Source organism: Bradyrhizobium sp. Ec3.3 (assembly GCF_000472925.1).
Taxonomy (GTDB): Bacteria; Pseudomonadota; Alphaproteobacteria; order Rhizobiales; family Xanthobacteraceae; genus Bradyrhizobium.
Genome location: NZ_AXAS01000002.1, coordinates 140338 through 158175, shown reverse-complemented (window position 1 = coordinate 158175; position 17838 = coordinate 140338). Strand labels below are relative to the sequence as shown.

The window sequence follows — 17838 nt, the reverse complement described above, 5'->3', positions numbered from 1 at the left end:
GACACGCCTGAATGCTAGCTTGGAACCCGCAGCGCCGACATCCGACGAAACCCTGAGCAGTGGAGCGGGAATATTCCCATTTGCATGAATGGCGGCGCTGCGATCGCGCGAGAGACGCCGGTGAATTGCTATCGCCGTCCCCTCGGCCCCAGTGACAGATTGGTGACGCCGGCTGCGAGATTGAGTCCGATCGATCGCTCGATGGAGAGCGGCTGCAGCATCACGCTGCGCCGCGAGCCGCCGATCAGGACATTGGCGCCGAGGCCTGGCCCTAGTGCGAAATTACCACTCGCGCCCACATAGTTTCCGCGCAAGGTGGCGGGACCGATGCGCGAGTTCTTGGAGAGCACCGCCCAGGACAGGGTGCCTGCGCTGGTCACGCCGATATCAAGGCCAATGCGCCGGATCCGTCCTTCATAGATGTACTGCCGCGGCGGATTTCCCGTGTAGAACACGCAACGCAGCGTCTGCGCTGATCCGAGCACCAGCCCGACGCGCGGATTGCTGAAACAGAGGAGCCGGCCGACCCTGAAGGTCTCCGCGCGCGCGGGCAGGGTGAACGTGCATAGCAGGACCGATACGCCGATCACTGCAACGATCCTCGTCATTCGCATGTCAGGCCTCCATGTGCGTCTTGGTGTCGGCGGGCGCGGTCCTCGGCCGCCGGTCCTGGCGAAGCCAGAAGGTAAGGCCGAGGCCGATGAGGAGCACGGCGCCCAGCAGGAAGAAGAAGAAAGACTGCTTCAGCCAGGATATCGCTGGAACGGCCAAGCCCATCGCAAGGCCGAGGAAAGCAATTTGCAGCGACAGAAGACTGACGCCCGCCAGGAACGTTCCGAGCGCGAGCAACGTCAGCAAGACGAGGCCGGTTGCCGGTGTCGGAAGCAGCTGCTGCACGCCCGACACCAGGATGATGTTCATCGTGACCAGGACGGCGACCCAGTGCAGCGCCTGTGTCCAGATCAACCGCAACTTGGCTTCCTTGCCGTCGACCTCCGGCCATTTGGTGATGACACAGACCACGCCGATGGCGAGTGCCAGGAACTCCCAATAGCCGACCAGGGGCTGGCGCGAGACATTGGTGTAGGCGACGCCCGCGACGGCCAGCACCAGCGCCACGACATAAGGAAGCTGCTGCCACAGGAAATGGGCCATGCCGGAATGAGCTTCGCCGCTCTCCGCCTGTTGTGTATCCATCTCGCGCTCAGTGTCATTCATGGGTCACCCACGCGTGATTTGCCGTTGTTCAGCGCCAGTCTGGGACCATCGCCGAGATAATCCTCGACATAGAATCTGATGATCGCGACCCGGCCGATGGCGACCAGCGGCATCGCCAGCGCAATGCCCATGACGCCGAACAGCGCGCCCAACAGGACGATCGCGACCAGGGTCCAGGCCGGTGGAATTTCCACGGCCTGACGCTGGATCAGTGGGCCGATCACATAGCCTTCGATCGACTGGATGATGGTGTAGACGACGACGGCCCAGATCAGCAGCGAGCCGCCGAGCGGCATCGCGACGAGCGCGATCGGAATGGCGGCAACGATGGGCCCGAGATACGGGATGAAGTTCGACAAGCCTGCCTGGAGTCCAAGGACGAATGGACCGGGCAGCCCGATCAGGTAAAGCGCGACCCAGACGCACAGCGTCATCAGGATGATGCGGATCAGTTGTCCGACGAACCAGAGCCGCATGACGTTGCCCATCTCGTCCATCACCTCGCGCGTCCGTGCCCGATATGACGGCTTCACCAGCATGACCAGGCTTTCACGATGGCTGGTGGGATCGAACGCAAAGAGGATTCCAAGGAACAGGATCACGAGCGTAGCGGTCAGCACGCTCGAGGCGCCTCCCAGCACGAACTGGGCGTGGCTCAGGAGCCGGCCTTGATCGGAGAACAGCCATTGCGCGAAATCCCGGCCCCATTCCGGACCGAGCAGATCGACGCCGTACGACAACAGATGCTCCTGAAGGATGTCGAGCTGGGCATCCATCACCTTGAGCAATATTCGTGTCTGCTCCGGCAGCTTGCGCGCACCCCAAACGAGACCAAGTCCCGACAGGGCGGTGAGGAACAGAAGCACGAGCGTCAATCGCCAGACGCGCTTGAGCGGGAGGGCTGGCGCGAGCGCCCGCGCGGCGGCGTCCAGCAAGGCCGCAAACAACACGCCCGCGAAGACGACGAGCAGGCTCGAAACGGATTGCCATGCCAGAAACAGTGCGACGCACGCAGCGAGCAGAGTGAGTCCCGTCGTGAGCAGGCTGCGCCGGCCGTCGCCTCCGGCGGGGTCGGCTTCGTCGCGCCGCGCCACCTCGCGCAGCCTGTCTTGTCCGATCCGGGTGTCGCTCATCGATCGACCAGTTCGCGGGATCTCGGCGATCCCTTCGTTGCGCTAGGTGCGAACCCGACGGCTGCCATAGTGCGGATGCGTGCCGCCACGATGGCGCCAGTAGCGATGTTTCGTCGGGTTCATATTGGTATTGGGCGCGGCGGTGCTGGGCGCGGCTGCGCCTGGTTCTTTCGGCGCGGCCACGCCCTTGGTGTCGGACTGCGACAGGGATGGGGTCGAGGGTGCAGTCACCGCCATCAGTCCAAGGATCAGACCGGCGCAGAGGGCCCGGATGTTCATGCTCGCCTCCAATTGACAACCAAACGAATGGTTCAGATCGAGATCGCTCCGACGGTCAGCGCATAGATGCCGGCGCATGCAGCGGCCGCCAGCGCTGCGAATGTGACGGCTTCGAACGGCCGGAACGTCGTCTCCTTGCGCTCGCGCTTGGCGAGGAAGAACAGCACCGTTCCGGGTGCGTACAGGATGGACGACAGCAGCAGAAATTTTGGCCCGCCCGCATAGATCATGCCGGCGGCATAGAGCGTCGCGACGGCCGAGCGGACCCAGTCGACTCTGCGGGCGCGCTCGCCGGCATCGTAGGTCTCGCCGAGAGAGGCGAGCTTCAGCCCATACGCGGCGACGAAGAAATATGGGATCAGGGTCATCGCGCTTGTCATCTTCAGTGCGAGCGTGAAGGCATATTCCGCAAACCAGGTAACGAGAAGAAATGCCTGGATGACACAGTTGGTGAGCCAGAGCGCGCCCGCCGGCACCTGATGCGCGTTCACGCTGCCGAGGAAGGAGGGCATGGTGCGGTTCATCGCGGCCGAATGCAGGATCTCGGCCGCCAGCAGCGACCATGACAGGTAATTTCCGAGGATCGAGATCAGGAGCCCGACGCTGATGAAGATGCTGCCCCAGCGGCCGACCATCGCTTCCATCACGCCGGCCATCGACGGCGTCGGAAGCGCCGCCAGCGCCTCGCGCGGCAGCACGCCGTAGGACAGGAGCGTGACGAGGACGAGAAGGCTCAAGACGATCAGGAAGCCCATGACGGTCGCAACTCCGATATCGGAGCGGTCCCTGGCGTAGCGGGAGTACACGCTTGCCCCCTCTATCCCGACAAAGACGAAGACGGTGAGCAGCATCGTGCCGCGGACCTGCGCGAAGACGTCCGGAAGGGATGGCTCGTCCGTTCCCCAGAAGTTTTGTGACAAGCGTTCAGCGTTCACGGTGAAGATCGCCACGATGATGAATGCCAGGATCGGGACGATCTTGGCGTAGGTTGCGATCGTATTGAGGGTGGTCGCTCCCTTGATGCCGCGCAACACCAGGACATGCACGCCCCACAGCAGCACGGATGCCGCCGCGATCGCCGTCGGCGTCGTGCCGTCGCCGAACACGGGAAAGAACTGTCCGAGCGTGGCCTTGATCAGGATGAGACAGGTGACGTCGGCGAGACAGCAGCCGATCCAGTAGCCGGCTGCAGAGGCGAAGCCGATGTAATCTCCGAATCCGGCCTTGGCATAGGCGTAGATTCCGGCGTCCAGCTCCGGCTTGCGACGTGCGAGCGCCTGGAACACCAGCGCCAGCATCAGCATACCGGTGCCCGCAATGATCCAGGCGATGATCGCCCCAAGCACCCCGGTGGCGCGGCCGAAGGATGCGGGCAATGCGAAGATGCCCGAACCCACCATCGACCCGATCACGAGCGCGGTGAGCGCGCTGCGTGACAGCGTCTGAGCGGCCTCGTTCGACGAAGGAGCCATGACAGGGAATGGCCTCCCGATCGGAAATGAGCCTGATACGACGGTCCGCGTGGATCGCAGGATGTCGGCCGGCCTCAGATCTGCGACCTTAGAGGCGGCATTCCCGCCCGCACATCAGGGATTCTCTGTAGAGGGCGATGGCCGTAAATTGGCATCGCCGGGCTCCTGGGGAGTGCCGCCTTCAGGCTCCGGCGACCTGCCTGGCCGCGGGCTGGTCGGAACGCGACAGCGAACCGGGTGCCGAGGCCCGCGCCACGAATACGAAGCTCGACCGAAAGAACTCGCCTGTCTTGGCGAGTTCGGCTGCAAGCCGCCTGGCGTGCTCCAGCGCCGCATCCTGGTCGGCGTACTCGCATCCAATCCAGTCGGGGAAGAGGCCATATCTGTCGACGATATGAAAGAAATAGCGCATGCTGCTGCATTAAGCTGGGGCGTGGACGGCTGCCAGTGACAAACCCGTAAGGCACATCCGCCAACGGGATGCCGAGCGGGCCGGCGGATTGCGCTTTCGTAAGGTGGAGGCGGGCGCCTCGGACTAGGGGAATCTTGCCTCGGTTCCTCGGGTGATCAGCCGATGTCCGGGACCTGCGCACCGGAATAGCGTGATCTCATCGCCCCGACGCGCGAGAGGAGGAAAGCGATGTCGAACTATGATCAGAACCTGGCGGGCTCAGGCCAGGCCGGCGGCAGCGCGATCGCGATTGACGCCGGACTGCGCGACTACATGTTGCGGATCTACAATCACATGGCCGCGGGCGTCGGCGTGACCGCGGTTGCGGCCTGGCTGACCTATCAGCTGGTCGATCCCTCCTGGCTGCAAAGCCCGGTGATGTGGGTCTTCATCCTGGCGCCGCTCGCGCTGGTATTCTTCCTGGGATCGCGCATCAATACGCTGTCGGTCTCGACGGCGAGGACGCTGTTTTTTGTCTATGCCGCCCTCGTCGGCATATCGCTCTCGATCCTGCTCCACATCTACACGAGCGCTTCGATCACCCGCGTGTTCTTCATCACCGCTGCGACCTTCGGCGCACTCAGCCTGTTCGGATATACGACGAGGCGCGACCTGTCCGGGGTCGGCACCTTCCTGTTCATGGGCCTGATCGGCATCATCATCGCAAGCCTGGTCAACCTCTTCCTGAGGTCGACCGGGCTCGACTGGCTGATCTCGATCGTGGGCGTCGGCGTCTTTGCAGGCCTCACCGCCTACGACACCCAACGCATCAAGGCGATGTACGACAGCGCGGACGATGAGACGTCGGCAGGCCGCAAGTCCGTGATATCGGCGCTGTCGCTCTACCTCAACTTCATCAACCTGTTCATGATGCTGCTGCGCCTCGCCGGAAGCCGCCGCTGAGCGGCGGAAGGCGGCATCAAGCCGCCGGCCGCTCTGCTGCGCTGGCGAGCGCGTCGCGCAGCATCTTTTCCTTGCTCTCGTCGAGCGAGGTCTTCAGCACGACACCGCCGGCGTCCTTGATCTCCTTGAGCACCTTGTCCGCCGTCATGTGCTTGATCAGGACGAACAGCGCCGCGTTGCCGGTATGGAGATTGCTGGACAGCTCCTTCATGAAGGCATCGTCGATGCCGAAATCGGACAACGCGCCGCCGAGCGCGCCGGAGGCCGCTCCGACCGCGACGCCGAGGATCGGGTTCAGGAACAAGACGCCGATCAACAGCCCCCAGAAGCTTCCCGTCATCGCTCCTACGGCGGTCGTGTTGACGAGCTGGTTGAGCTTGATGCCGCCGGTATCGGTTTTGACGGCGATCACGGCGTCGCTGATGGTGATGAGGTATTCCTTCTGCAATTTGAGGAGGCGCTGACGCACTTCCTCGGCTTTTGCCTCGGTCGGGTACACGATCGCGACGAGATCGGACATCGAAACCTCCTTGAGCTTTGTCGGCTGGGCAGGATGCTGATGGTGTGCTCCGGCGTGACGCTAGTCCGCGGGCGCTACGCGCGGCATCGGAGAAAACCCTGGGCTCAAAGGATGAATGTTCTGATGAGCCAAGGGGTACGTGCGCGCGATCGGCGGAGATCCCCGGCGAGGAGGGAAATCCTGATCCACGACTAGGTAATCACCCGATATTCCCTGCGGGTCCGAAGGCGCATCGTCGCAAGCACTGCCAAAAGCCGATTGGCTGCGCGAGGCCTCCATGACCGCGACGTCATCGATCCAGAAGCTTTCACTGTTCGCGCTGACCGCGATGGTGGTCGGGTCGATGGTCGGCTCGGGCATCTTCTCGTTGCCGCGGACCTTCGGCATCGCAACGGGCCCGTTCGGAGCCATCTTTGCCTGGTGCATCGCCGGCGGCGGCATGTACACACTGGCTCGCGTCTTCCAGTCGCTGGCCGAACGCAAGCCCGATCTCGATGCCGGCGTCTATGCCTATGCGAAGGCAGGATTTGGCGACTATCCCGGGTTCCTCTCGGCGCTCGGCTACTGGTCCGGGAGCTGCATCGGCAACGTATCCTACTGGGTGCTCATCAAGTCGACGCTCGGCGCGTTCTTTCCCGTGTTCGGCGATGGCAATACCGTCACCGCGATCATCGTCGCCTCGATGGGCATCTGGCTGTTCCACTTCATGATCTTGCGCGGCGTGCAGCAGGCGACTGCGATCAACACCATCGTCACCATCGCCAAGATCGTGCCGATCCTGGTCTTCATCGCGATCCTGATCTTCGCCTTCAAGGCGGATATGTTCCGCGCCAATTTCTGGGGCGGCGAGGGCATGCCGGACAAGAGTCTGTTCGAGCAGATTCGCGCGACCATGCTGGTCACGGTGTTCGTCTTTCTCGGCATCGAGGGCGCCAGCGTTTATTCGCGCTATGCCAGGGAGCGTGCCCATGTCGGCGCCGCAACGATCCTCGGCTTCGTGATCGTGACGAGCCTGATGGTGTTCGTCACCATGCTGCCCTATGCCGTGCTCCCGCGCGCCGAGATCGCGGACATGCGGCAGCCGTCAATGGCGACTGTGCTGGAGGCGGTCGTCGGGCACTGGGGCGCCGTCTTCGTCAGCATTGGACTTTTGGTTTCGGTGTTGGGCGCCTATCTCGCCTGGTCGCTGATCTGCGCCGAAGTGCTCTCCGCCGCCGGCCGGACCAGAGACATGCCGGCGGTGTTCGGCACGGAGAACGCGAACAAGGTGCCTGCCGCCGCGCTGTGGTTGACGAACTTGGTCGTCCAGCTCTTCGTGATCAGCACCTATTGGTCGCGAGACGCCTTCGCATTCATGCTCAATTTGACGAGCGTCATGAACCTCATTCCATTTTTCCTGGTCGCCGCCTACGGGCTCTTGCTGGTCAGGCGGGGCGAGACCTATGAGAAGCGCCCGGACCAGCGCAGGCGCGACCTGATCTTCACCGGCATCGCCGTCGTCTACACGCTGTTTCTGATCTATGCGGCGGGGATGAAATACCTGCTGCTGGCCGCCATTCTCTACGCGCCCGGTACGGTTTTGTATTTCTGGGCCCGCCTTGAGCAGAAGGCAAAGGTCTTCAAGCCGGTCGAATGGGTCATCTTCATCGTGGCCGTGATCGGCGCCGTGATCGGAGTTCACGGATTGGCCACCGGCTACATCACCATCTAGGCGAGACCATCTAGGCAAGGCAGCTCCCATGGCAAAGCAAGCTTCGGACTCCTCCACTGCTTTCGGCGTGCATTCTGAGGTCGGACAGTTGCGCAAGGTGATGGTCTGCTCGCCGGGCCGTGCCCATCAACGCCTCACGCCCTCCAATTGCGACACGTTGCTGTTCGACGACGTGCTCTGGGTCGACAACGCCAAGCGCGATCATTTCGATTTCGTGCAGAAGATGCGCGACCGCGGCATCGAAGTGGTCGAGATGCATAATCTGCTCACCGAGACCGTCGCGATCCCTGAGGCCAGGAAATGGATCCTCGACAACCAGGTCGTTCCCAACCAGGTCGGGCCAGATATCGTCGATGACCTGCGCGCCTATCTGGAAAGCCTCAAGCCGCGTGACCTGGCCGAAACCTTGATCGGCGGTGTTTCCACCTACGATTTTCCGGACGCCCATGGCGGCGAAACGCTGCGGCTCATTCGCGAGGCAGCCGGCATGACCGAGTATCTGCTGCCGCCGCTGCCCAATACGCTGTACACGCGGGATACGACCTGCTGGATCTATGGCGGCGTCACCCTCAATTCGCTCTATTGGCCGGCACGGCATGAAGAGCCGATCCTCGCCACGGCGATCTACAAGTTCCATCCGGACTTTGCGGGGAAGGTCAACGTCTGGTGGGGTGACCCGACCCAGGATCATGGCCTTGCCACCCTGGAAGGCGGCGACGTGATGCCGATCGGCAAAGGCAACGTCCTGATCGGCCTCAGCGAGCGTACCTCGCGGCAGGCGATCAGCCAGCTTGCGGCTGCCTTGTTCAAGAGGAAGGCGGCCGAGCGCGTGATCGTGGCCGCGATGCCCAAGCTCCGCGCGGCGATGCATCTCGACACCGTCTTCACCTTCGCCGATCGCGATTGCGTGCTGATCTATCCCGACATCGTCGACACCATCAGGGCGTTCTCGTACCGGCCCGCAAACAACGCCACCGGCATCGAGCTGCGCAAGGACGAGAAGCCGTTCGTGCAGGTCGTCGCGGAGGCGCTGGGCCTGAAGAAGCTGCGCGTCGTCGAGACTGGTGGCACCGCCTATATGCGCGAGCGTACGCAGTGGGACAGCGGCGCCAATCTGGTCTGCGCGTCGCCCGGGGTCGTATTCGCCTATGACCGCAACACCTACGCCAACACCTTGCTGCGCAAGGAGGGGATCGAGGTGATTACCATCGTCGGCGCAGAACTCGGCCGCGGCCGGGGTGGCGGTCATTGCATGACCTGTCCGATCACTCGGGACGCGGTTGATTACTAGGGGCGGACTGGGCGTGGTGGCGGATCGCCATCACGGAGCCCGTCGGAAGGCGTTTTAGTCTCTGTTGCATTGATGTTGAATGTCGGTTCGCGGCGATTTGGCACGAACTGCACAATCACACGCTCGGACTTCATCTTTCACATATTCGGGATTTCAATCGGCGTAGGGTACTACTTGGTAGTGTACCTGACCCAGCGGTGTATAATCCCGCAAGCCCGAGGGCGCGGGTTCTGATCCAGAGATCATCACCTGGCGTGGCGTCGACGGGGCAGGGAGCGACCCTCGCGCTCGGGAACATTGAAGACTCGGCATTGAGCTTCGATGCCAAGGTCGCTCAAAGAGTGAGTGCGTACCGTGAAGCTACATGGCTCCCCCACCTGCGAGTCGAGTCGAACCGGCGTCAGGGAATGGCTGCCAATCGGTCCGGAAGAGCGGCTCGGCGACGTGCATCCGAACGCCAGCCTGGTGTCCCTTCAGGAGTGCATCCAGCAGCGGATCGCATCCGATCTTCACGATTCAACCTGCCAGTATCTGATCGCAGCGAGCCTCGGCCTGATGCGCCTGCGCACCTGCCTGAACGACCCGGCCGGAGCTGCGCGGCTATGTGACGAGATCGATGCCTCGATCGACGAAGCGCTGCGGGAGATCCGAGCGTTCGCCTATCTGCTGCACCCGCAGAATCTGACGGTCGACGGTCTGAAAGCGACGATCGAACGCTATTCGCGGGGATTTGCCACGCGGACATCCCTGCACGTGACGACCAGGATTTCGTCGGATATCGATCGCTTGTCGCGTGACAAGCAGCATTCGTTGCTCCGGGTCGTCCAGGAGGCCCTGACGAACGTCTTTCGTCATGCGAAGGCGACGGAAGTTAGAATCGTCATCGCCTCGACCGGCAGCCATGTTCAACTGACGGTCAGCGACAACGGGCGAGGCTTTCCGGCTGCCCATGCCAAATCCAGTACGAAGGCTGTAATGGGCGTCGGCATTCCGGCCATGAGGGCCAGATTGCAGCAAATCGGAGGTACGCTTCATATCCAGTCCGGCTCGGCGGCGCGACATTCCGGCACCACATTGCTGGCGGTGTTGCCGCGCGATTTCGTCGAAAGCAAACGCAACAGGAAGACCACAACAGTCGCGAGGGTCCACGCAGGCACATCGTGAAAGAAGAAAACTGATCACCGGTGGTGGCCGAAATCGTCTATCGCGCCTGGCGTCTGGGGCTGCCACCGTGTCAAAAAACCTGGAGTGCGCTGCCATGAAGCGGTTTCTTATCGCAGATGATCACGAGGCCGTACGGTCGGGCTTGCGAGCCGTGCTCGAGCAGCGGGCGGATTGGGAGGTGGTCGCTGAGGCCAATGACGGCAGCAAGGCTGTTGCCGCTGCAATCGCCAACCAGCCCCACGTCGCCATCGTCGATTTTTCCATGCCGCGCATGTCGGGGGTGGAAGTCGCACGGCGGATCAGGGAATACCCGCTTCAGACCGAGGTGCTGATCTTCACGGTGCACAATTCCAGCCTGCTTGCGCAGGAGGCCTTCCAGGCAGGTGCGCGCGCCTTCCTGCTGAAGTCCGACGCCAACAAACTTCTGCTGGCGGCGGTCGAGGCGCTCCTGGCGCACAAGCCGTTCTGTACCAGGAGCTGTCAGAACGAACTGGATCGCGGGCTGAGCTCCGGCATGGACAGCAGGCAGGCGCTCACCCCGCGGGAGCAGCTCGTCGTCAAGCTGGTCGCGGAGGGCTATAGCAACAAAGGCATCAGCTCCATCCTGGACCTCAGCGTCAAGACGACGGAGGCGCACCGGGCGGCCGCGATGCGCAAGCTCGACGTGAATTCGACGGCCGGACTGGTCCGCTACGCGGTGCGGGCCGGGCTGATCGAGGTATGAGGCCTTTGGGTACAATCGCCGAGGGATTTCAGGGTTTTGTGGGATAACCCGCTGGACCGCGACCGGTATGATCGCTCGATCTTCCTGCCGGTCGCCTCCATCGATCGCCCGATGGGCCCGCGGGCCGGCATACGGGAACGACGTCGTGAAGCGCATCGTGATTGCGGATGATCATGAAGTCGTGCGCTCCGGGCTGCGGGCGATCGTCGAAACCCGCTCCAACTGGATCGTCAGCGGAGAGGCGACCAATGGCGAGCAGGCGGTCGCATTGGCGTTGGAGACGCGGCCCGATATCGTGATCGTCGACTATTCGATGCCGCTCATGAACGGGCTGGAGGTCAGCCGTCGTCTGAAGGCGCTGCATGTGCGCACGGAAGTGCTGATCCTGACGATGCACGAGAATGAGGAGCTGCTGACCGAGGCCATCCTGGCAGGAGTTCGCGGGTTCCTGTTCAAGTCGGATGCCAGGAACCACCTGATTTCCGCCATCGAGGCGCTGCTCGACGGCCGGCCTTACTTCACCAGCCTGCTGCTGGAGAAGCTGCTCCACGACTACCAGCTCAACAAGCAGAACAAGTCGGCCATGCTGCTCACGTCACGCGAGCAGAGCGTGGTTCAGCTCATTGCCGAAGGACATACCAACAGGTCCATCAGCACGATCCTGAAGCTGAGCGTGAAGACGGTCGAGACGCATCGCGCGTCCGCAATGCGCAAGCTCGGGATGTCGTCGACGGCCGAGCTGGTGCGCTATGCCATTCGCAAGCGACTGGTGGCGCCGTGAAGGGGCATTGGCGGGCTGGCGGCTCGCCAATTCGCTCACCGATCGGCTACCGTCTCAGCGAGCAGCCAATCCCGAAAGACGACGAGGGGCGGGTGGGGCGCTCGTTCCGACGGCCACACCAGATAGTATCGTTCGGGGCTCTCCATCGGCAGGTTGAGGGCGCGCACGAGGCGACCGCTGGCCAGCTCGTCCTGGATCAGGAACGTGGGAAGAAGCGCAACGCCCACGCCGACCATCGCCGCCTGGGCAACCGTTGCAAACTGATCGAAATACATCGTCTGGGCGGACGCCCCTGGAACGCCCTGCGCAAGGAACCATTGGTCCCATGCGTTCGGTCGCGTCGAGATGCTGAGCAGCAATGCCTTCCTGATGTCTCCTGCCGAGCGAAAGTGGAATTGCTTCCTGAGCTCGGGACTGCAGGCGGGAACGACTTCCTCCGAGCGCAGGAGGACCATCTCGGCGCCCGGCCAGTCCGGTGATCCGAAATGGATCGCTGCATCCAGCGGCTCGGAACGAAAATCGAAGTAGGACAGGCGGGTTGCAAGATTGACGGTGACGCCCGGATTCTGCGCCAGGAATCTCGGAAGGCGTGGCGCCAGCCAGCGCGTGCCGAACGTCGGCAGGATCGCCAGATTGAGCGTGCCGCCTCTCGGATTGGCGCGCAGGTTGAACGAGGCGGTGCTGATCTTCCGCAGCGCGTCGCGAATCTCGCGCGCATAGGCTTCGCCGGCGGGCGTCAGCCGAATGGTCTGGCGCTCGCGGACGAACAGTTCGACACCGAGTTGCTCTTCCAGCGACTTGATCTGCCGGCTGACAGCCCCCTGGGTCAGGCTGAGCTCCTTGGCTGCCAGCGTCACGCTGCCGGTGCGCGCCGCAGCTTCAAAGGCGGCAAGCAGAGCGGTTGACGGCAGGAAGCGACGGGACGGCTGCATATTATTCCATCTTGGAATGATCTATTGAGCAATCATCGTTTGGTGGTCTTGAAAAGGCAAGAATAGTTCGGGCGCTTCATGCTAATTTTGCATGACTCTCGTGGTGGTCAGGCCCAGTTCCGAGCGGCGGCCTCACGAGAATTAGCCATTGACCAGCGTGCCACTTCAGTTCGATCAAGGGCCGGCGCGCTCAACCAGACGCAACGGCCGCGCCATCCAAATCAACGCCGACTTCGGAAAGCCTGTCATGTCCGTCAAACCCGCCCCTCAGACCCAAGCTCACACCGCCGATCTTGCCGCTGAGGTCGACAGGCTCCTCGCCGACGTCGGCGTGAGCCGTGCGAGCTACACGGAGGGCACGCTCGCCGTGCAGACGCCGATCACCGGCAAGATCGTCGGGAAGGTCAGGGAAGTCGGCGCGGCCGACGCCGCCGCGCTGATTGCGAAGGCACATGCGGCCTTCCAGGTCTGGCGGCTGGTACCGGCACCGAAGCGCGGTGAGCTGGTCCGGCTGTTCGGCGAAGAGCTTCGCGCCAACAAGCAGGCTTTGGGCCGGCTGGTGTCGATCGAGGTCGGCAAGATCGTGTCCGAGGGCCTCGGCGAGGTTCAGGAGATGATCGACATCTGCGACTTCGCCGTCGGGCTGTCCCGCCAACTCTATGGCCTGACCATCGCCACCGAGCGCGGCGAGCATCGGATGATGGAGAGCTGGCATCCGCTCGGCGTGACCGGCATCATCTCCGCCTTCAATTTCCCGGTCGCCGTCTGGGCGTGGAACGCGGCGCTGGCACTCGTTTGCGGCAACAGCATCGTGTGGAAGCCGTCCGAGAAGACCCCGCTGACGGCGCTGGCGACGCAGGCGCTGTTCGACCGCGCGCTGACGCGCTTTACGAAGGAAGGCGGAAGCGCGCCTGCAGGGCTTGCGGCGCTGCTGATTGGCGGCCGCGACCTCGGCGAGCTGCTTGTCGACCATGCGAAGGTCCCGCTGGTGTCGGCCACGGGCTCGACCGCGATGGGCCGCGCCGTGGGGCCGCGGCTCGCCAAGCGTTTCGCGCGCGCAATTCTCGAACTCGGCGGCAACAATGCAGCCATCGTCGCGCCGACGGCCGACCTCGATCTGACGCTGCGCGGCGTTGCCTTTGCCGCGATGGGAACCGCCGGCCAGCGTTGCACGACGCTTCGGCGCCTCTTCGTCCATGAGAGCGTGTATGACAGCTTCGTTCCGCGGCTGAAGCGGGCCTACGCATCCGTGTCCGTCGGCAGTCCCCTGGAAGCCGGCACGCTGGTTGGTCCGTTGATCGACGGCGCGGCCTATCGTGCGATGCAGGGTGCGCTCGAGGCCGCGAAGGCGGCGGGGGCCGCCATTCACGGCGGCGAGCCGATTGCCGTCGAGGACGCCACGGACGCGTACTACGTTCGTCCCGCGCTGGTCGAGATTGCTGCGCAGACGGGGCCTGTCGAGCAGGAGACCTTCGCGCCGATCCTCTACGTGATCAAATACAGCGATTTCGATTCCGTCCTCGAACTGCACAATGCCGTTCCGCAAGGGCTCTCCTCGTCGATCTTCACCAATGATTTGCGCGAAGCCGAGACGTTCCTGTCGGCGCGCGGCTCCGATTGCGGGATCGCCAACGTCAATATCGGTCCGTCCGGCGCGGAGATCGGCGGCGCGTTCGGCGGCGAGAAGGAGACCGGCGGCGGACGCGAGTCCGGGTCCGATGCGTGGAAGGCCTATATGCGCCGGGCCACGAACACCATCAATTATGGCCGAACGCTCCCGCTGGCCCAGGGCGTCAAGTTCGACGTGGTGTGAGGCCTGATGCAGGATGATCCGCGATCGCATGGTCTTTGGGCGCTGACGGCGCCGGCTGCGCCTGAGACCATGACGCTCGTGGGCGAGCTGGATGTCGATGTCGTCGTCATCGGCGGCGGATATACCGGCGTGTCCTCCGCGCTTCATCTCGCCGAGGGAGGCGCGCGCGTCGCCGTGCTTGAAGCTTCCGAGATCGGGTTCGGCGGATCGGGGCGCAATGTCGGTCTCGTCAATGCGGGCATGTGGGTCATGCCCGATGCTCTCACCTCGACGCTGGGTCAGGTCTTTGGCGAGCGCCTGATCGATCTTCTCGGTCACGGACCGGCGAAGGTGTTCGATCTCATCGAAAAGCACGGCATCGATTGTGAGCCGGAGCGCGCGGGCACGCTGCATTGCGCCGTCGGGCATAAGGGCCTGGCCGAGATCGAGGCCCGTGCCGAGCAATGGCAGCGGCGCGGTGCACGGGTCGAGGTGCTCAACGCCGAAGAGACGCGCGCCAAGATCGGCGGCGGCGACTACGCCGGTGCGCTGCTGGACAAGCGCGCCGGCACCATTCAGCCGCTCGCCTATGTCCGCGGCCTGGCGCGCGTCGCGCTGGCGGCGGGCGCGAAGATCTTTACCCAAAGTCCCGTTCTCGCCGCGCACATGGACGGCTCGCGCTGGAAGATCGACACGAAATCGGGATCGGTCCGCGCGGATTGGGTGATCGTTGCCACCGATGCCTATGCGCAAGGCCCGTGGTCGCAGGTTCGGCAGGAGCAGATTCATCTGCCTTACTTCAATTTTGCGACCGAGCCCCTGTCGGACAATCTGAGGGCGTCGATCCTGCCGGAACGGCAGGGAGCCTGGGACACCAAGCAGGTGCTCTCCTCGTTCCGCTTCGACCGCGCAGGCCGACTGGTGTTTGGCAGCGTCGGTGCGCTCGAGGGAAGCGGTGCCGCGATCCACAGGGCGTGGGCCATTCGTTCGCTGCGAAAATTGTTTCCGCAGCTTGCCGACATCAGGTTCGAGGCTGGCTGGTTCGGGATGATCGGTATGACCTCGGACAATCTGCCGCGTTTTCACAAGCTCGACCGCAACGTCATCGCCTTCAGCGGCTACAACGGCCGGGGTATCGCGCCGGGCACGGTGTTTGGCGGTGTGCTGGCGTCCTACGTGCTCGGCCATGTCGCTGAAAAAGACCTTCCGCTGCCGGTCGCAGCCTGCGAGGAGCCGCGCTTCCGCCTCGCACAGGAGGCTCTCTACCGCGCCGGATCCCAGCTCGTTCATCTGACCGAAGCGCGGCTCTAAAGCGCGATGAGATTGGGATGAATCGTCATCGCGCTTTAGGTTGTTGTTTGAGCATGATCTCCGCGCAAACGCGTTCCGCGTTTGTCGCGAGGGAAAACGGCTTCACACTTTTCCGGGTCATGCTTTAAGCCGTCGAACCATGAAAGAGGATGCCTTGCTGCGCTACTACACCGCTGCTGAGGTCGAGGCCGGCCTTGACTATCTCAGACTGATCGACGCGCTGGCCGAGTCCTTCCGGCGTGGCGGCGAGGCAATGCCGGTTCGGCAGAGTTACGACGTCGGAGCTCCCGACACGCCCGGCCATCTCCTGACCATGCCGGCCTGGGAACGAGGCAAGGCGCTCGGGGTGAAGCTCGTGACGGTATTCCCTGCGAACGCGTCCCGCGGCCTCGGCGCCGTGTCATCGCTCTACACGCTGTTCGACGGCACCACCGGCCAGCCGCGTGCGATGATCGACGGCGAAGCGCTGACCAACCGGCGGACGGCGGCTGCTTCCGCGCTTGCCTCGCGCTATCTGTCGCGCCCGGACAGCAAGACGTTGCTCGTCATTGGCACGGGTCGCATCGCGGCCTGTCTGCCGGCCGCGCATCGCGCCACGCGTCCAATCGAGCGCGTGCTCGTTTGGGGCCGCAATCCGCAGCGCGCGGAGGCTTTTGCAGGCGAGATCTCCCGGCAAGGGTTCGGCGCCGAGGCGGTTGTCGATCTGCCCGCGGCATTGGCCGAGGCAGATATCGTCAGTTGCGCGACGACATCGGTCGAGCCCATCGTTCTTGGTCGACACTTAGGAACGGGCACACATCTCGATCTCGTCGGTGCGTTCACGCCCAAGATGCGCGAGAGCGACGACGAGGCCGTCTGCCGCAGCCGCGTTTTTGTCGACACCTATGGTGGTGCGCTCGCGGAAGCCGGCGATCTGCTCCAGCCGATCGCCGCCGGGCGCTGGGACGCCGCCAGGATCTGTGGTGATCTGCATGAGCTGGCCAGCGGTGCGCGGCCCGGTCGTCTGGAGGAGAGTGAGATCACGCTGTTCAAGTCAGTCGGGGCGGCGTCCGAGGATCTCGCGGCCGCGTCACTCCTCGTCGGCGGATGGGATTCCGGGATTGGCGGGGCGGCGTCATAAGGTCAGCGATCGGCGGTCAATTGCTGGCGATACCGTTCGGCGTCCCAGCTCAGCAACGCGTGCTCGTTCTCGGCCGAGAGATAGTGGACCTCGGCGATAAGGGGCACACGGCAGGTCACCAGTCCGAGACAGGTCAGCATGGCTTCGGCACCATTGCTTGCATCCTTGCGAATGACACAGCCGAGGCCGGGAACGAGGAGGGCGACCGGAGGCGGCCGCCTGTCCGTATGGGCTCGCGACGTCAGGACGCGCAGATCCTCGCCATGGTCCAGCACGGGCAGGCCGGGACCGAGAAAGACGACGTGGTCCGGATACAGCGAGCCGCTGGTCGCAATGGCACGGCTGTAGCGGTCGATCGCGATGCTGTGGCAGAGCGGATCTTTTGGCGAACGATAATCGGTGCCGGCGCAGATTGAGCGGAGCGCCTCGTCATCGGCTGGTATGGCACTGCGCTGGGTGAGTGCGAGCCGCCTCTCGACCTCGTCCACCAGCGTCTCGGCCGCCGCGCAGCTGTCAGCGCCGACCACCAGCCCATGGTTGCCGAGGATCAGGATATCCACGGCATCCTCCGCCAGGATATCGCTCACGGCCTTGGCCAGCGGCAGTCCCGGATGATGATAGTCGAGCCAGCGCCAGGACAAGCCGTCGAGGCGCCTGGCAAGCTCCTCGCGCGCGTCGGACCGCACCGCCCAGGCGATCGTATTGACCGAATGAACGTGCAACACGACGGGATGTGGCATGAGCGCGTGGAGCGAGGTCTCGATCGAGGCGCGCAATGTCGAGTTGGTGCCGGGAGCAAGAGGCACCTTTTCGTCGCCTTGCATAAGCGCAGCGCGCGCTGCGCCAAGCGACACCGGCACGAAGATGTCCTTGGCTTCCGCATCCGCAAGCCAGGTGCCGGACGCCTTCACCCAGAGCACATCGCCATCCTTGATCGAGGAGTTGCCGCCGGCACCCTGCACCAGCAGGATGTTGCGGCCGACGCGCGCCGACATATGGCGGAGATCATCGAGTTGTGCAGGCTCGCGCATTGCAG

General features: G+C 63.6%; 18 protein-coding genes. 9 read left to right on the top strand and 9 right to left on the bottom strand.

The window, feature by feature from the left end:
- Positions 1-128 precede the first annotated feature (128 nt).
- The 6 genes from YUU_RS0103235 to YUU_RS0103210 all read right to left on the bottom strand — a co-directional run bounded on the left by YUU_RS0103235 (position 129) and on the right by YUU_RS0103210 (position 4514).
- Positions 129-614, bottom strand: coding sequence for a DUF992 domain-containing protein (locus tag YUU_RS0103235; protein ID WP_027521062.1), 486 nt, complete (start codon positions 612-614; stop codon positions 129-131).
- Between the two features lies 1 nt (position 615).
- On the bottom strand, positions 616-1218 hold the full coding sequence (locus YUU_RS0103230; protein ID WP_027521061.1) for a hypothetical protein: 603 nt from the start codon (positions 1216-1218) through the stop codon (positions 616-618).
- A complete protein-coding gene (locus tag YUU_RS0103225) occupies positions 1215-2351 on the bottom strand; it encodes an AI-2E family transporter (RefSeq protein ID WP_027521060.1) in 1137 nt (378 codons plus the stop codon). Before YUU_RS0103225 ends, YUU_RS0103230 begins: the two co-directional genes overlap by 4 nt.
- 42 nt (positions 2352-2393) lie before the next feature.
- A complete protein-coding gene (locus YUU_RS0103220; RefSeq protein ID WP_027521059.1) occupies positions 2394-2630 on the bottom strand; it encodes a hypothetical protein in 237 nt (78 codons plus the stop codon).
- 32 nt (positions 2631-2662) lie between these two features.
- Positions 2663-4102 (bottom strand): basic amino acid/polyamine antiporter, encoded by a 1440-nt coding sequence (locus tag YUU_RS0103215; RefSeq protein ID WP_027521058.1) that lies wholly within the window; start codon positions 4100-4102, stop codon positions 2663-2665.
- A gap of 181 nt (positions 4103-4283) precedes the next feature.
- On the bottom strand, positions 4284-4514 hold the full coding sequence (locus YUU_RS0103210; protein ID WP_027521057.1) for a hypothetical protein: 231 nt from the start codon (positions 4512-4514) through the stop codon (positions 4284-4286).
- A 228-nt stretch (positions 4515-4742) separates the two neighbouring features.
- Between YUU_RS0103210 and YUU_RS0103205 the strand changes: the two genes are divergently transcribed.
- Positions 4743-5456, top strand: coding sequence for a Bax inhibitor-1/YccA family protein (locus YUU_RS0103205; RefSeq protein ID WP_027521056.1), 714 nt, complete (start codon positions 4743-4745; stop codon positions 5454-5456).
- A gap of 16 nt (positions 5457-5472) precedes the next feature.
- Here the strand turns inward: YUU_RS0103205 and YUU_RS0103200 are convergent, their stop codons facing one another.
- Complete coding sequence (locus tag YUU_RS0103200; protein WP_027521055.1) at positions 5473-5976, bottom strand: DUF1269 domain-containing protein; 504 nt, start codon at positions 5974-5976, stop codon at positions 5473-5475.
- Positions 5977-6253: 277 nt separating this feature from the next.
- Between YUU_RS0103200 and YUU_RS0103195 the strand changes: the two genes are divergently transcribed.
- From YUU_RS0103195 to YUU_RS0103175, 5 genes are all read left to right on the top strand, one after another.
- Entirely contained in the window at positions 6254-7687 is a 1434-nt protein-coding gene (locus YUU_RS0103195) for a basic amino acid/polyamine antiporter (RefSeq protein WP_027521054.1), read from the top strand.
- 28 nt (positions 7688-7715) lie between these two features.
- Entirely contained in the window at positions 7716-8978 is a 1263-nt protein-coding gene (gene arcA / locus YUU_RS0103190) for an arginine deiminase (protein WP_027521053.1), read from the top strand.
- A 354-nt stretch (positions 8979-9332) separates the two neighbouring features.
- Complete coding sequence (locus YUU_RS49965) at positions 9333-10142, top strand: sensor histidine kinase (RefSeq protein WP_245287935.1); 810 nt, start codon at positions 9333-9335, stop codon at positions 10140-10142.
- Positions 10143-10236: 94 nt separating this feature from the next.
- Positions 10237-10866, top strand: a complete 630-nt coding sequence (locus tag YUU_RS0103180; protein WP_027521052.1) for a response regulator transcription factor — start codon at positions 10237-10239, stop codon at positions 10864-10866.
- A gap of 145 nt (positions 10867-11011) precedes the next feature.
- Entirely contained in the window at positions 11012-11647 is a 636-nt protein-coding gene (locus YUU_RS0103175; RefSeq protein ID WP_027521051.1) for a response regulator transcription factor, read from the top strand.
- A gap of 35 nt (positions 11648-11682) precedes the next feature.
- On the opposite strand, the gene YUU_RS0103170 is transcribed toward YUU_RS0103175, so the two are convergent.
- On the bottom strand, positions 11683-12579 hold the full coding sequence (locus tag YUU_RS0103170) for a LysR substrate-binding domain-containing protein (RefSeq protein WP_027521050.1): 897 nt from the start codon (positions 12577-12579) through the stop codon (positions 11683-11685).
- A gap of 247 nt (positions 12580-12826) precedes the next feature.
- Here YUU_RS0103170 and YUU_RS0103165 point away from each other — a divergent pair, with 247 nt between their 5' ends.
- From YUU_RS0103165 to YUU_RS0103155, 3 genes are all read left to right on the top strand, one after another.
- Entirely contained in the window at positions 12827-14392 is a 1566-nt protein-coding gene (locus tag YUU_RS0103165; protein WP_027521049.1) for an aldehyde dehydrogenase family protein, read from the top strand.
- A gap of 6 nt (positions 14393-14398) precedes the next feature.
- Complete coding sequence (locus YUU_RS0103160) at positions 14399-15682, top strand: FAD-binding oxidoreductase (RefSeq protein WP_027521048.1); 1284 nt, start codon at positions 14399-14401, stop codon at positions 15680-15682.
- Between the two features lie 139 nt (positions 15683-15821).
- A complete protein-coding gene (locus YUU_RS0103155; RefSeq protein ID WP_051389601.1) occupies positions 15822-16802 on the top strand; it encodes an ornithine cyclodeaminase family protein in 981 nt (326 codons plus the stop codon).
- A gap of 2 nt (positions 16803-16804) precedes the next feature.
- On the opposite strand, the gene YUU_RS0103150 is transcribed toward YUU_RS0103155, so the two are convergent.
- The gene (locus tag YUU_RS0103150) at positions 16805-17833 is read right to left on the bottom strand and encodes a class II aldolase/adducin family protein (protein WP_027521046.1); all 1029 of its coding nucleotides are present in this window, start codon (positions 17831-17833) and stop codon (positions 16805-16807) included.
- Positions 17834-17838 lie beyond the last annotated feature (5 nt).

Coding starts and splice junctions, on each gene's coding strand:
- YUU_RS0103170 (WP_027521050.1), bottom strand. CDS start 12,579: ATGCAGCCGTCCCGTCGCTTCCTGCCGTCAACCGCTCTGCTTGCCGCC.
- YUU_RS0103195 (WP_027521054.1), top strand. CDS start 6,254: ATGACCGCGACGTCATCGATCCAGAAGCTTTCACTGTTCGCGCTGACC.
- YUU_RS0103205 (WP_027521056.1), top strand. CDS start 4,743: ATGTCGAACTATGATCAGAACCTGGCGGGCTCAGGCCAGGCCGGCGGC.
- YUU_RS0103165 (WP_027521049.1), top strand. CDS start 12,827: ATGTCCGTCAAACCCGCCCCTCAGACCCAAGCTCACACCGCCGATCTT.
- YUU_RS0103180 (WP_027521052.1), top strand. CDS start 10,237: ATGAAGCGGTTTCTTATCGCAGATGATCACGAGGCCGTACGGTCGGGC.
- YUU_RS0103160 (WP_027521048.1), top strand. CDS start 14,399: ATGCAGGATGATCCGCGATCGCATGGTCTTTGGGCGCTGACGGCGCCG.
- YUU_RS0103230 (WP_027521061.1), bottom strand. CDS start 1,218: ATGAATGACACTGAGCGCGAGATGGATACACAACAGGCGGAGAGCGGC.
- YUU_RS0103220 (WP_027521059.1), bottom strand. CDS start 2,630: ATGAACATCCGGGCCCTCTGCGCCGGTCTGATCCTTGGACTGATGGCG.
- YUU_RS0103150 (WP_027521046.1), bottom strand. CDS start 17,833: ATGCGCGAGCCTGCACAACTCGATGATCTCCGCCATATGTCGGCGCGC.
- YUU_RS0103200 (WP_027521055.1), bottom strand. CDS start 5,976: ATGTCCGATCTCGTCGCGATCGTGTACCCGACCGAGGCAAAAGCCGAG.
- YUU_RS0103210 (WP_027521057.1), bottom strand. CDS start 4,514: ATGCGCTATTTCTTTCATATCGTCGACAGATATGGCCTCTTCCCCGAC.
- YUU_RS0103155 (WP_051389601.1), top strand. CDS start 15,822: ATGAAAGAGGATGCCTTGCTGCGCTACTACACCGCTGCTGAGGTCGAG.
- arcA (WP_027521053.1), top strand. CDS start 7,716: ATGGCAAAGCAAGCTTCGGACTCCTCCACTGCTTTCGGCGTGCATTCT.
- YUU_RS0103215 (WP_027521058.1), bottom strand. CDS start 4,102: ATGGCTCCTTCGTCGAACGAGGCCGCTCAGACGCTGTCACGCAGCGCG.
- YUU_RS0103225 (WP_027521060.1), bottom strand. CDS start 2,351: ATGAGCGACACCCGGATCGGACAAGACAGGCTGCGCGAGGTGGCGCGG.
- YUU_RS0103235 (WP_027521062.1), bottom strand. CDS start 614: ATGCGAATGACGAGGATCGTTGCAGTGATCGGCGTATCGGTCCTGCTA.